The sequence below is a fragment of the Sphaerospermopsis sp. LEGE 08334 genome, from assembly GCF_015207205.1.
Classification (GTDB): Bacteria; Cyanobacteriota; Cyanobacteriia; order Cyanobacteriales; family Nostocaceae; genus Sphaerospermopsis.
Window position 1 is genome coordinate 79,216 of sequence record NZ_JADEXH010000005.1, and the last position, 12,524, is coordinate 91,739.

Genomic DNA, 12,524 nt, shown 5'->3' on the forward strand with positions numbered 1-12,524 from the left:
ATAATTTTATATTATATGGTTGTATAGTTAAATTTGCTTGCTACTGGTTAATTCTCTAGGTTCATAGTGACGGCAGTGTTGACAAGGACCGCTAGGGTTGACAGCACAACGGACGTAACCAGATCGAGCATTAAATTTACAACTAATATCACCTATTAAATAGCCTACACCTTCTAAATAATAGCGATCGCCTTCGTTGATTGGTTCTGCACAATCGTCTTGAAATGGTCTTATATATGATTCTATCTGGGAATAGTTAAGAGTTACTTGTCTCCTGCGTGCGCTTGCCCGTTGTTGGTTTTTGCGAAGTACCCACAAAGACCATAGAGACGGCAAAAAACCAATGAAAAGCAACATTATTGTTTTTAACATTTTCAGTTTACCTCATTTTGACATTGATTTTTTCTCAAATCTCATTTACCTCTTTCCCAGTCTCTGACTGGAAATGTTATCACAAATCACATAAGTTGTAAGCATTCAGCCGTCAGCTATCAGCAAAACGCTTAATTATCCGTCAATTGTTTGACATGAGCAGAGAAGTGAGCATTTCTTAAAGATTGCATAGTTAAGAAAGAATCTTGTACCCAATATTTCTTACCAAAACGCACCAGTTGACGAGAATTTCCTGCCTGAATAATACCAATTACAGGAACTTTTGCTTGATTATTGTCACCTGATTGTTCTGTTAAAATTGAACTTAAATGACGCTTGACTTCAATATCAGTAGCTTCCTGTGGATTTAATTCCACTACTACCATCTGCACTTTTTCAACTTGTTCGGCATCTTCAACAATAAATTGAGTTTGTTCATCTCGTTTGTCTACTTTTCCCCAAATGATTAATCTGGTATCTATTTCCAATAATGAACTAACTCGTTCATAAGTTTTAGGAAATACAACCGCTTCTGATGCTGTGGTTAAATCTTCTATTTGTAAAATTGCCATTTGCTCACCTTTTTTAGTCATCACTTTTTTCACGTGATTGAGCATGACAACTGCACAAATCAATGTTTTATCTTTTTGTTCTCCCAACTGTGCCAAATTAATTGGTGAGAGCAAAGAAGATGATTGTTTGATATTTTTCAGAGGATGGGCGGATACATAAAAACCTAATAATTCTTTTTCCATCCGCAACTTTTCCTGTGGTGGATAATCTAAAACTGTTTCAGCTTTAGGTGCAGATTCAAAACCATTATTAGTTGTTGTTTGCGTACCATTATTACCAAATCCTCCCCCCATCAAATCAAAGAGATTTCCCTGTCCAATAGCTCTATCTTTAGCACGAGATTGCGCCCATTCATAGACTAATTCTAAATCTTTAATCAATTGATGGCGGTTAGGTTCTATTTTGTCAAAAGCTCCACATTGAATCAATGATTCTAAAGTACGGCGGTTAACAGCACGTAAATCAATGCGATCGCAAAAATCAGCCAGAGATTTAAATACTCCTGCTTCTACTCTCGCTTCTAAAATACAGGCGATCGCATTTTGTCCCACATTTCGCACGGCAGAAAATCCAAATAAAATCTTATTATCTGCGGGGGTAAAATCCAATCCTGAACGATTAATATCTGGTGGATCAATTTCAATTCCCATAGTTGTGCAGTTGTTCAGATATTTCTGCACTTTATCTGTATCACCACTGTTAGCGGTTAACAGTGCTGCCATATATTCTAGGGGATAATTAGCTTTTAAATATGCTGTTTGGTAGGTGACATAACCATAAGCTGTTGAGTGGGATTTGTTGAAACAATTAGAGGCAATTAAACCGTTTTTAATAGCGAAATTATGATCCTGTGCAACACCAATATCATAAACATTGGCTTCACCTACGTATTGACGGGAAATTATTTTAACCATATTACTTAGCTGTGATAATTTTTTCTATTATGGCATTATAAAGCTAGAACTACACACAGACCTTTGATTATGAATGATTGAGGATTGTTATAGTGTAGGTTAGAAGATTTTTTAAAGATCATGACTATTGCTAAATCTCCCCCGATTTTACCACTGTTGGAAAATGGCGATCGCCTGGATCGTGCAGAGTTTGAACGTCGTTATACTGCGACACCCAATGTTAAAAAAGCTGAGTTAATTGAAGGTATTGTCTACGTGGCTTCTCCTTTACGCTTTACACCCCATGCTAAACCTCATGGATATATTGTTACATGGCTCGGTGTCTATCAATCATCTACACCTAACATAGAAATGGGTGTTGAACCCACTGTCCGCCTTGATAATGACAACGAACCGCAACCCGATGTAGTGTTATTTAGAGTAGGTGGGAATGCCATAATTGATGATGATGGTTATATTGCCGGTGCGCCAGAACTGATAGTAGAAATTGCTGCCAGTACCGTTTCCTACGATGTCCATGATAAGAAACGAGTTTATCAGAGAAATGGTGTAAAAGAGTATATAGTTTGGCGAACTTTTGATCAACAAATTGATTGGTTTGTTTTAGAAGATAGTAAATATATAGAAATGAAACCAGATGCAGAGGGAATAATTAGGAGTGTGGAATTTACGGGTTTATGGTTAAATGTGGAGGCATTATTAGCGCGAGATATGCAGCAAGTTTTGAGAACTTTAAATGAGGGAATTTCGCAAACAAACCTCAGTTAAGATATTTCTATTTGTTGAAGTTTTTCAATTAAATCTCCACGTCGGAATGTAGCCGAAAGTTGTTGTAAAGAAATATCTTGAATGCCATAAAGTTTTTGTAGTGCTTGTTGAATATCTCGTACTGAATCATTAAAATAATCCTCCCCCTTTTGCTCGATCAACAAATTAGCATCATGAAAATTGCGGTGGTTAATTTGCTGTATTTGGAGATTCATTTTTTTGAGAAGTCTTTTCCCCATTTGCATGGCAATAAAACATGAAGAATAACGGACACAAGCAGGATCATTTGGGTTTGGTCGTTTACGTCGGTTTTCGGCAATTCTATATAACTGTACAGCAATTACAACCTGTGCGCCATTAAGCTGTTCAGTAAAAATTGTATCGTACAGTTTACCAAAATGCTCACGAGTAAAAAACTTGGCTTGATGGGGTTTGTGTCGCCAAACAGCCAGTACCGCCCCAGCAGCTACCCCTGAAGTAATCTCTGTAGTGGATCTGGCACTGGTATCAGAACGTTTACGACGATAGTTAAATCCCAGTTGTTTGATATCCATTTCCAGCCTTTGCTGTAGATGATCATTAGCTCGGAGATCCTTTAGATCAACAGGGTTCTGACTATTAGTAGCATAAGTAATTTTTTGGACTAAATCATCATTATCACTGGGTAATTGATAAAGCCTTAACAAAAGATATGCTTGGTTATTTTGCTGTAGTAAATCTGAATCTTGAAGAGTTTTAAAAATTGTCATGCAGGTTTGACCACCATTAATAATTTGTAGGTTTTCAACTTGTACCTGATGATCACTATTTTGCAGTGCATTGTAGGAGAATTTGTCACAAATTAAAGTGATGCCATTGTAAAAATAGAAATTATTCCTCTCATCGCTATTTAAAGTATCCCGAATACCTTCATTAACTCGGTTGCCTTGTAGCCCTAAGTAACGGCGAATATTACGTTCTAATAACCTTTCTCCGTGCCTTTCGATGAGTGCGGCAATTTCAGTTACGGAAATTCTTCCCACAAGCACCCGACTAAAATTCATATCTTCAACCACCGCTTTACCACTAAGTTGCAAAGTGTCTTTAACTGGTCGAGAAGCTTGTAAAATTTTTATTAACCGTTCATGATTAACGTGTTCCCAAGTTACTTGATCACCAAATCCTGCACGATCAATAGCTTCTTGAGAAGATTGATTCCATTTTATGCCATTATTACAAGCTAATGCCCGAACTTGGGGAATATATCCATCTCTAATTAAGCTCCGAGCTTCTTCTACTTTGGTAAGTAAACGTTGATTAATATGTTCTAATTTGGCACTGGGATCAAACAGAAATCTAATTGCATTGATGAGAGCATTGATACCATTTTCAGGAAAATTTGCGTTTCCTTGTAGATCATTTTTGTACTTTGCTTGAAATAAACTAACGGTAAACTCTCCATCATGTTCTTCGGAAATGTGCATGGCATCCACACCAAAGTCTCCACCACCTTCCATCAAACAATCAAAGGCATTAGAATCATCTAAGTCAAGAATAGTTTGCACACAAAAATAGACAAATGCCAAAGATTTAAGTTTACCAGGATCATTGATATTTAATTCTTGATCTGCCTGTTGTTTAATGGTATCAGTTAATGAGTTTAAACGTTGATCAATAATAGAAGCATTGATATTCATAATTTTTAGCGACTACAGTAAATTAATTCAGGCGATCGCTTTCCCTCCACAGACTGCTTTATTTAACTCAAGTGGAAAAAGGAGCGATCGCACTACTTTAAGAAATATTTTGCCACAGATCAGCTTTAATAAACCGCGATAAATGACCAATATTAGTGGTGGCAATCACCACATCTGGAACTCCTAAAGTTATTGCCTGAGACACCAAAATTATATCACCATCAATTGTTTTATCACCTGCTGTCGGTTGCCCTTGTTGACGGGCTTCTGCCCAAAGTTATGCGGCTTTTTGCATTGCAGTTGTTGTAATTGGCAGATACTTAAGGAACTTGGCTAAATCATCTAAACGTGCAATTCCCTTGATTTTATTTGCTCGTAATAACTCACGTCTAACCTCATAATCTGCAATTTCTGGAATAATCACACGACTTCCTGAATTAATGTGATTTTGAAGCCATTTAGCACATTCTATACTCTCAGGCGATAGCTTAGGATTAGTAACTAAACCAAGGGGACCTGTATCCAAAATAATGACTCGGTTCACCAAGTAATCCCCTTCATTTCAACGGGAAACAATTGGCGTTCAGATAACCGATCATTATCCAAAGCATGAATTAAATATTCACCTGTTTCTTGCTGTTCTGATTCATCTTCATCATCTATCCAAGACTGGATAAGGTTAACAGCTTCGGCTTGCTTTTGTTTTAATAAAATAGAATTTGTTAAAAGTTGTAATGCCATTGCTTCTACAGAAAGTCCATGCTGATTGGCTTCTAGTAAAAGATATTGCTCTAACTCTGGTGATAGATCAAGGGTTAGTGTCATAGGTATTTTGAGGATAAATTTTTGTGCTGTTATAGTTGATTTTATTCTATTTTAGATCAAGGTTAGGTTAAGCGATCATACTTGTATATTGTCAACTTCACCACAAATTTTGGAAATTTTAAATTAAACCCATTTATCAAAAGTAGAGTGAAATTTCCAAACTCTTACTCAATGCTCAAAATAAAACCTAGATTCGAGCATAGCAAGGAATATTCTTAGGTTCTAGTTCCTTATCACCTGTCACTATCTTCTTGAGTATATCTGACATTCTGGGTATATCTTCTGCCATAACTAAAACTATCTGGCGTTCTCTAGCCCATCTCTCAAATTCCTGTAAATCTTTTTCAGTTCTCTTATTTTTTGAAACACTGCTTACCAGTAAAGTAGAACACATTCCTTTTCCTAACTGCTCTGCCTTAGAATGCAAATTTGGCATATTTTCAGTTAACAGTGAAACCAAGTTACGAAATTTATAATTATCACTAAGAGTTTTCAACCTAATATCCCATCCATAACTTGCAAAATATTCTTGTAGACCAATTTTTGCCGATTCTATTTTATCTGTATTTCTAAAAGCCCAGATAAAGCCTTCTCTTGAGAGATAGCATATATCAACTTTTTTCCCATCTGCGTTTAACGCCTTAGCAAAATCATAAGCCCCAAAAGTCATAGTTTTTGGTTCTGAGGCTGAGTTAATAATAATTTCATCGTTACTATGATTTTTGGCAATTTCTTGACATCTTTCGATAGTATCTTGAAGTACATAAGGTCTAACCGCAAGCGGCTCAGATGGTTGTAAGTTTTTAGGTAGCGCACTAATAGCCTTATCATAACTTCCACCGGAACTTAAAGAATCTTTTGATACAATCATGTAAATGTAATCTGGTTTAATATGCAGTGCTGTTAAGATATTTGGAACTGGCCGCCCTCCTAGTAAAGAAATTAACACTCTTACCATTGATATTCTTTCTCCTGAATAATGATTTATTTATCTCGTGCTTATGCAAATCTAATTATAAAATTAGATTGCTTTTACACCTGTATTAAAAATTTTACCTTACTTGTTTGCTTGTTGCTATATTGACTGAGATGATTTCCACCCAGATACTCAGTTTTAATCTAGTGCGATAATCCCTTAAACTTACCTTACCGCATAACCCGTATGCTGTCTAACATTCTGCGGATGAAAACCTAACACAATTTTATCTTTAGGAACTCCCGCCGCTTCTAAATCATAAGTCACACCATCTTCTGTATCATCTCTTTGTACCCATATTTTCCCATCAATAATATCCAGATGCACTAAACAACCATGAATCCTTTTATGCTCCTGCCACCCCAAAGTTATTAATAAATAACTATCATTTTCCTCATCAAAAACTGGTTTACATTCAATCACACCATAAGAATAAGGAATTTGTGTATAAGGTATTAAAACTTCCTTAATAATCCGCCGATAATTATCTAAGGTATCCATTGAATTATCCTCTCATCTTCAGCATTGAAAACAAGTAAATTCACATTTTCACTTTCTATTAAAAGTTTACCAATTGGTTCTTCAAATAAATCTGTGAATACAGCGTCTCGCACTCCTAAATATAACATTCTATCCGGTTCTAGACGATTCATCACAGCACGATACAAAACAAATCCACCAATAGCATCTTTCAAGTCTGCCATTTCTGAAGGACTAACAAAACTTTTAATTTCTACAGCAATTTTTCTAGTTCCTTGTTCTGCGGCTAAAAGTTGTTTTGCTCCTAAATCTACATACATATCTTTTTGACCCCATTTTAAATGTAGAGGGTCATCTGTAATTATCCAACCTTCCTTAATTAAAGCATTTTTAACAGTATTGTGATAAATGTCTTTTGCGGGCATATTCAAAATGTTACCTTATTTTCTTAATCGGGCAGGATGTCCACACATTACAAAAAAATCAGTATAATTTAACATCACCCACCCCTCAAACCCCCCTCTGCGTCTTTGCGTGCCATAACCCTAACAACCAACAAAACACCATCCCCAGTCCTGTAAATGCTAAAATCAAGGACTTGAATGATAAAGAGAAAAAATATTTATGGCATCCATTAACGAGTTGCACAAACAGCTAGTAAAAAAAGAACGTTCAGCCGTTGAAATTACCCAAGAATCATTAAACCGCATTGAAGCACTAGAACCAAAACTGCACAGTTTCTTGGCTGTCACTGCACAACAGGCACTAGAACAAGCTCGCGCTGTGGATGCAAAAATCGCTGCTGGGGAAGAAATCGGTATCCTGGCAGGGATTCCCATCGGTATTAAAGATAATATGTGTACCAAGGGTATTCGCACCACTTGCGCTTCTAAAATTCTGGAAAATTTTATCCCTCCCTATGAGTCTACCGTTACCCAAAAACTCGCTGATGCTGGGGGCGTGATGGTTGGTAAAACCAACTTAGATGAGTTTGCTATGGGTAGTTCCACAGAAAACTCCGCTTATCAAACTACCGCTAACCCTTGGGATATTGCCAGAGTTCCCGGTGGTTCTTCTGGTGGTTCTGCTGCTGCGGTTGCGGCGGAAGAATGTGTAGTTTCTCTCGGTTCTGACACTGGGGGTTCTATTCGTCAACCTGCTTCTTTTTGTGGTGTGGTGGGGATGAAACCGACTTATGGGTTAGTTTCCCGTTATGGGTTGGTAGCTTATGCTTCATCTTTGGATCAAATTGGTCCCTTTGGGAGAAGTGTGGAAGATGCAGCGATTTTATTAAATGCGATCGCAGGTTATGATCCCCAAGACTCCACCAGTTTAAAAGTCGAAATTCCTGATTACACTGCTAATTTAACACCAGATTTAAAAGGGAAAAAATTAAAAATTGGTGTGATTAAAGAAACCTTTGGCGAAGGTTTAGATCCAGAAGTTGAAGCAGCAGTAAATAAGGCGATCGCTCAATTAGAAAGTTTAGGTGCAGAAGTTCATCAAATTTCCTGTCCTCGTTTCCGTTATGGTGTTCCCAGTTATTACATTATTGCCCCATCGGAAGCATCAGCAAACCTCGCCCGTTATGATGGTGTGAAATATGGTGTACGTGCCGAAGAAGCAGATAATTTATTATCAATGTACACCCGCACCCGTGCAATGGGATTTGGTACAGAAGTCAAACGCCGGATTATGATTGGTACTTATGCCCTCAGTGCCGGTTATTATGATGCCTATTACTTGAAAGCGCAAAAAGTCCGCACATTAATCAAAGAAGACTTTGAAAATGCCTTTGAAAAAGTTGATGTTTTAGTCACTCCCACCGCACCCACCACAGCATTTAAAGCCGGGGAAAAAATCACCGATCCTTTAAGTATGTATCTCAATGATTTAATGACAATTCCTGTTAACCTTGCCGGTTTACCTGGAATTAGTGTACCTTGTGGTTTTGACAGCAAAGGTTTGCCAATTGGATTACAATTAATTGGTAAAGTATTAAGAGAAGATCAACTTTTCCAAGTAGCTTATGCTTACGAACAATCAACAGATTGGCATCAGCAAACAGCGAAAATATAGCAATCTTAAATGATTTATGAACAACAAGATCCCCAAATTTTCTAAGAATTCGGGGATCTGACTCTTGCAGTGTTCACCAATCAAATAGGATTCCTAATATTTTGGGTTCTTGATTATTCCAGAACACCAACACCACACCCGCATTACCATAACGGACAGTCAAAGACTTTTTTGCTTTCCAGGTTTTACGATCTCCCTTGCTTAAAATTCCCTCAAATTCAGTTTTCCCATCAGCTTTTACTTGTAACCATGAATTACTTTTAAGTTCTAAAGAAACTACAACATCTGAATTTGAAATAAAGGTTTTCTGACTACGTTAATAATCTATATTTGTTCCCTGTTTCCCATAGCCTATTAGTAAAAATTATAAGTTTTTGCTGTTAATAGTCGAAAATGATACCTAAGAGTCCGGATGTCGCAATTAATCACAGAAGAAATGACACAGGTAAAATTACTTTTCCCTCTAACACCCGGAGAGACTGAGATCATGACTATGGCATCTGCGTATTTTTTCAGCATACCTGGCAATCCTACTATTCAAATTAGTAAAGATGAATTGCGATCGCTACTGAGAGAAATCGAATCTGAACTCCATCGCAGTAAAGTTTATCGCGTAGCAGTCGCTAACCTACAAAAGTTACTTGGTACATCGGATGAAGAAGCCACAAATTTATTTAAAGCTGTCGGTAGAGAAGCGATTACTTTAGCATTTAAACAATTTGCCCGCAAACAAGAATCTGTTACAAATATCAATCTTCCGGTAGATGACACTGAGTTATCAAATGTCAATCTGGAACAATCTCATGATTCACCACACAGCTTAAAAAATATTGCTGTCACCTCAGAAACAGGATTAGTAGATACTACGGAAATCAAATTACCATCAATATCTACATCAACATCTATATTTGAATCAAAATCTGAGACAGGCGCGGATGTAGTAGCAAATAAAACTATAGAAGAACCACCAAAAACAAAAACACCAATAAAATGGCTGTGGCAAAATCAAAAACTTTCTAAAAGTGAACGAACAGCCCAACTAGCAGCAGAACAGCGGTTAGAAAGTCTACGGAAAATTGGAGAACAACTTAGACAAGCGCGGGAATCTCAAGGACTAACACTGCAAAAACTCAATATTTATACTCATATATCAGTTCATCAAATGCAAGCAGTGGAAAATGCTGATTTAGATCAATTACCAGAGGATATTTTGATTCGTGGTTTTATCCGCGTGATGGGAAATGCTTTAGGATTAAATGGCATAATTTTAGCTAATTCCTTACCCGCACCCAATCCAACAAAATCGGTTTTACCATCTTGGTATCAAACTAAAAAAGCTCCTGGACAATTAAATTTAGAACTAGGTCCGATACACTTATATTTAGGCTATACAGCCCTTGTAGCTGGTGCAGTGGGAGGATTATCCTTGATTTCTCAACAAGCAAACGATCAAACAGTAGAAAATTCTCAAGTGATTATTCCCACATCTTCATCACTATGTGAATCAACGCAAAAAACAGAAGTAAATGTTAAATCCGTTAAACCGGGTATCAAATCTCATGCTAGAGGTGTTTGTTTGGGGGCTGATATTTCCCCCCCAGAAGCATTTTGATTTGTGTGTCTGCTATTAATTCATTTTCTGAAAATACACCCAGGACTTGATACAATGGAATTCTCACTAATATCAATATTCAACAAACGTCTACTTTAAAAACAGCCCAGCTAAAATCCCCATTTTCATGAACAGCGATACCCAACTTAGCCTTTTTAACGAATCAAACTTTAATCAAAAAGATTTGATTCCTACAGATGCAAAAATTCCGATTCCATCAGGAACTTATACAAGTTTGACGGAATTAATACCACATTGTCAAAATTGCCATCGTTGTGAGTTGGGTGAAAATCGCACTCATGCTGTAGTGGGAAGGGGAAACCCCCAAGCTAAAATCATGATTATTGGGGAAGGTCCAGGACAAAATGAAGATGAAACTGGTTTACCATTTGTGGGTAAGTCTGGGCAATTATTAGATAAAATTTTGGCATCTGTCAATTTGAGTACGGAGCATGATATATACATTTGTAATATAGTAAAATGCCGTCCACCGGAAAACCGAGTTCCCACCCCGGAAGAAATGGCCGCTTGTAAACCTTATTTATTAGAACAAATTCGCTTAGTTGACCCCAAAATTATTTTATTAACTGGTGCTACTGCTGTTAAAGGAATTACAGGTAATAAACAAGGAATTACGAAAATTCGCGGACAGTGGCTAGACTGGGAAGGGCGTTTATGTATGCCTATTTTCCATCCTTCTTACTTGTTGCGTAATCCTTCCAGGGAAAAAGGCTCACCAAAATGGTTAATGTGGCAAGATATACAAGCTGTTAAAGCTAAATATGATGAGGTGACTGGTGACTGGGGAAGAAAATTTTAGATTTTAGATTTTAGATTTTAGATTGGAATTGACAAAAACAATCCAAAATCCAAAATCCAAAATTGAATTACCAATTACCAATTACCAACCATAACAAATTAAATAACTATTTAAAAAACATGATCGATATTCTCATTCTTTCCAATGGACCAGGAGAAGTTACCACTTGGGTGCGTCCTGTTGTTAAAGCATTAAGAGAACAATTAGGATATGATATTTCTCAAGTGCGAATTTCTGTGATTTTATCACCTTGTCCTCATGCTAGTGGTAAAGAAGTAAGTATAGCTAGTTCCTATCCAGAGGTAAATAGAGTGCAAGCACCTGAGAATTTTTGGCAGTTTTTATTAACAGGAAAAACAGCCGAAAATTGGGACTGGAGAAAAAAAGGTGTAGTTGTATTTTTGGGAGGAGATCAAATTTTTCCTGTCATCATTGGTAAAAAATTAGGATATAAAACCGTAGTTTATGCAGAATGGGAAGCACGTTGGCATAATTTTATAGACTGTTTTGCAGTGATGAAACCCCAAGTTATTAAAAATGTCTCACCTCAATATGCACATAAATTTACCGTTGTCGGTGATTTAATGTTAGAAGCTGCGGGAGAGATGGGAAAATGGGAAGATGAGAAAATGGGGAGATGGGGAGATGAAATTATTGGGTTGTTACCAGGTTCAAAATCAGCAAAATTAACTCAAGGTGTACCATTAGAATTAGCTATTGCGGAATATATTCATAGTAAAAGACCACAAACAAAGTTTTTTATTCCTGTTGCACCAACTTTAGATTTACCGACTTTAGCCAGTTTTGCCAATCCTGAAAAAAACGAATTTACCAAAGCTTTCGGTTTTAACGGTGCATCTTTAATAGATAATTCTCTGCAAACTTCTACAGGTTTAACAGTAGAATTAAAACAAGAAAACCCCGCTTATCATTTATTATCTCAATGTGCAATTTGTCTAACTACAGTAGGAGCAAATACCGCAGAATTAGGCGCTTTGGGAATACCAATGATTGTATTATTACCTACTCAACAATTAGATGCAATGCGTTCTTGGGATGGTTTACCAGGTTTATTAGCAAATTTACCGGGTTTAGGTTCTGGTTTTGCTAAACTAATTAATTGGTGGTTTCTGAGAAATAAAGGTTTATTAGCTTGGCCTAATATTTGGGCGCAAAGTGAAATTGTACCGGAATTAGTGGGAAAATTGCAACCGGAAACTGTGGGAGAAATGGTTTTAGATTTGTTAGAAAATCCTGAAAAGTTAGCAGCAATTAAAGATAAATTACGCAGTGCTAGGGGTGAAGGTGGTGCTGCACAAAAGTTAGCAGGTTTGGTGAAGGAAGTTATTGTAAGATGACAAAATCAAAACATTGGCGGGTTGAGGAGCGATTTTTAGAACTGCGTTCCCAATGGTTAACATTAATTGGG

The 12,524-nt window shown here is 36.9% G+C and carries 14 protein-coding genes; 5 read left to right on the forward strand and 9 right to left on the reverse strand.

What is annotated here, in order from left to right; translation table 11 throughout:
- Nucleotides 1–27: 27 nt before the first annotated feature.
- Nucleotides 28–372 (reverse strand): DUF6464 family protein, encoded by a 345-nt coding sequence (locus tag IQ237_RS04275; protein WP_194052700.1) that lies wholly within the window; start codon nt 370–372, stop codon nt 28–30.
- A gap of 131 nt (nt 373–503) precedes the next feature.
- Nucleotides 504–1,859, reverse strand: coding sequence for an OB-fold nucleic acid binding domain-containing protein (locus IQ237_RS04280; RefSeq protein WP_194052702.1), 1,356 nt, complete (start codon nt 1,857–1,859; stop codon nt 504–506).
- A gap of 120 nt (nt 1,860–1,979) precedes the next feature.
- Between IQ237_RS04280 and IQ237_RS04285 the strand changes: the two genes are divergently transcribed.
- Entirely contained in the window at nt 1,980–2,627 is a 648-nt protein-coding gene (locus IQ237_RS04285) for a Uma2 family endonuclease (protein ID WP_194052704.1), read from the forward strand.
- Here the strand turns inward: IQ237_RS04285 and IQ237_RS04290 are convergent.
- The 6 genes from IQ237_RS04290 to IQ237_RS04315 all read right to left on the reverse strand — a co-directional run bounded on the left by IQ237_RS04290 (nt 2,624) and on the right by IQ237_RS04315 (nt 7,009).
- A complete protein-coding gene (locus IQ237_RS04290; protein ID WP_194052706.1) occupies nt 2,624–4,303 on the reverse strand; it encodes an AIPR family protein in 1,680 nt (559 codons plus the stop codon). The genes IQ237_RS04285 and IQ237_RS04290 overlap by 4 nt on opposite strands.
- Before the next feature lie 277 nt (nt 4,304–4,580).
- Nucleotides 4,581–4,847 (reverse strand): hypothetical protein, encoded by a 267-nt coding sequence (locus IQ237_RS26850; RefSeq protein ID WP_194052708.1) that lies wholly within the window; start codon nt 4,845–4,847, stop codon nt 4,581–4,583.
- On the reverse strand, nt 4,844–5,128 hold the full coding sequence (locus IQ237_RS04300; RefSeq protein WP_194052710.1) for a hypothetical protein: 285 nt from the start codon (nt 5,126–5,128) through the stop codon (nt 4,844–4,846). The genes IQ237_RS26850 and IQ237_RS04300 overlap by 4 nt, the downstream gene beginning before the upstream one ends.
- 187 nt (nt 5,129–5,315) lie before the next feature.
- The gene (locus IQ237_RS04305) at nt 5,316–6,086 is read right to left on the reverse strand and encodes a DUF1887 family protein (protein ID WP_194052712.1); all 771 of its coding nucleotides are present in this window, start codon (nt 6,084–6,086) and stop codon (nt 5,316–5,318) included.
- A gap of 183 nt (nt 6,087–6,269) precedes the next feature.
- Complete coding sequence (locus IQ237_RS04310; RefSeq protein WP_194052714.1) at nt 6,270–6,605, reverse strand: XisI protein; 336 nt, start codon at nt 6,603–6,605, stop codon at nt 6,270–6,272.
- A complete protein-coding gene (locus IQ237_RS04315; RefSeq protein WP_194052718.1) occupies nt 6,593–7,009 on the reverse strand; it encodes a XisH family protein in 417 nt (138 codons plus the stop codon). Before IQ237_RS04315 ends, IQ237_RS04310 begins: the two co-directional genes overlap by 13 nt.
- A 199-nt stretch (nt 7,010–7,208) precedes the next feature.
- Between IQ237_RS04315 and gatA the strand changes: the two genes are divergently transcribed.
- Entirely contained in the window at nt 7,209–8,663 is a 1,455-nt protein-coding gene (gatA, locus tag IQ237_RS04320; protein WP_194052719.1) for an Asp-tRNA(Asn)/Glu-tRNA(Gln) amidotransferase subunit GatA, read from the forward strand.
- Nucleotides 8,664–8,736: 73 nt separating this feature from the next.
- Here gatA and IQ237_RS04325 read toward each other — a convergent pair whose 3' ends face one another.
- Nucleotides 8,737–8,961 (reverse strand): DUF4115 domain-containing protein, encoded by a 225-nt coding sequence (locus tag IQ237_RS04325; RefSeq protein WP_194052836.1) that lies wholly within the window; start codon nt 8,959–8,961, stop codon nt 8,737–8,739.
- Nucleotides 8,962–9,150: 189 nt separating this feature from the next.
- On the opposite strand from IQ237_RS04325, the gene IQ237_RS04330 reads away from it, so the two are divergent.
- The 3 genes from IQ237_RS04330 (at nt 9,151) to IQ237_RS04340 (ending at nt 12,453) form a co-directional block, all read left to right on the forward strand.
- Nucleotides 9,151–10,275: a RodZ family helix-turn-helix domain-containing protein gene (locus tag IQ237_RS04330; protein WP_194052837.1), complete on the forward strand. Its 1,125-nt coding sequence runs from the start codon at nt 9,151–9,153 to the stop codon at nt 10,273–10,275.
- A gap of 127 nt (nt 10,276–10,402) precedes the next feature.
- On the forward strand, nt 10,403–11,095 hold the full coding sequence (locus IQ237_RS04335; RefSeq protein WP_194052722.1) for a uracil-DNA glycosylase family protein: 693 nt from the start codon (nt 10,403–10,405) through the stop codon (nt 11,093–11,095).
- A gap of 119 nt (nt 11,096–11,214) precedes the next feature.
- Entirely contained in the window at nt 11,215–12,453 is a 1,239-nt protein-coding gene (locus IQ237_RS04340) for a lipid-A-disaccharide synthase (RefSeq protein WP_194052724.1), read from the forward strand.
- Nucleotides 12,454–12,524 lie beyond the last annotated feature (71 nt).

Excerpts from the sequence above, each read along its gene's own strand:
- IQ237_RS04275 (WP_194052700.1), bottom strand. The coding sequence starts at position 372 with ATGTTAAAAACAATAATGTTGCTTTTCATTGGTTTTTTGCCGTCTCTA.
- IQ237_RS04280 (WP_194052702.1), bottom strand. The coding sequence starts at position 1,859 with ATGGTTAAAATAATTTCCCGTCAATACGTAGGTGAAGCCAATGTTTAT.
- IQ237_RS04285 (WP_194052704.1), top strand. The coding sequence starts at position 1,980 with ATGACTATTGCTAAATCTCCCCCGATTTTACCACTGTTGGAAAATGGC.
- IQ237_RS04290 (WP_194052706.1), bottom strand. The coding sequence starts at position 4,303 with ATGAATATCAATGCTTCTATTATTGATCAACGTTTAAACTCATTAACT.
- IQ237_RS04300 (WP_194052710.1), bottom strand. The coding sequence starts at position 5,128 with ATGACACTAACCCTTGATCTATCACCAGAGTTAGAGCAATATCTTTTA.
- IQ237_RS04305 (WP_194052712.1), bottom strand. The coding sequence starts at position 6,086 with ATGGTAAGAGTGTTAATTTCTTTACTAGGAGGGCGGCCAGTTCCAAAT.
- IQ237_RS04310 (WP_194052714.1), bottom strand. The coding sequence starts at position 6,605 with ATGGATACCTTAGATAATTATCGGCGGATTATTAAGGAAGTTTTAATA.
- IQ237_RS04315 (WP_194052718.1), bottom strand. The coding sequence starts at position 7,009 with ATGCCCGCAAAAGACATTTATCACAATACTGTTAAAAATGCTTTAATT.
- gatA (WP_194052719.1), top strand. The coding sequence starts at position 7,209 with ATGGCATCCATTAACGAGTTGCACAAACAGCTAGTAAAAAAAGAACGT.
- IQ237_RS04330 (WP_194052837.1), top strand. The coding sequence starts at position 9,151 with ATGACTATGGCATCTGCGTATTTTTTCAGCATACCTGGCAATCCTACT.
- IQ237_RS04335 (WP_194052722.1), top strand. The coding sequence starts at position 10,403 with ATGAACAGCGATACCCAACTTAGCCTTTTTAACGAATCAAACTTTAAT.
- IQ237_RS04340 (WP_194052724.1), top strand. The coding sequence starts at position 11,215 with ATGATCGATATTCTCATTCTTTCCAATGGACCAGGAGAAGTTACCACT.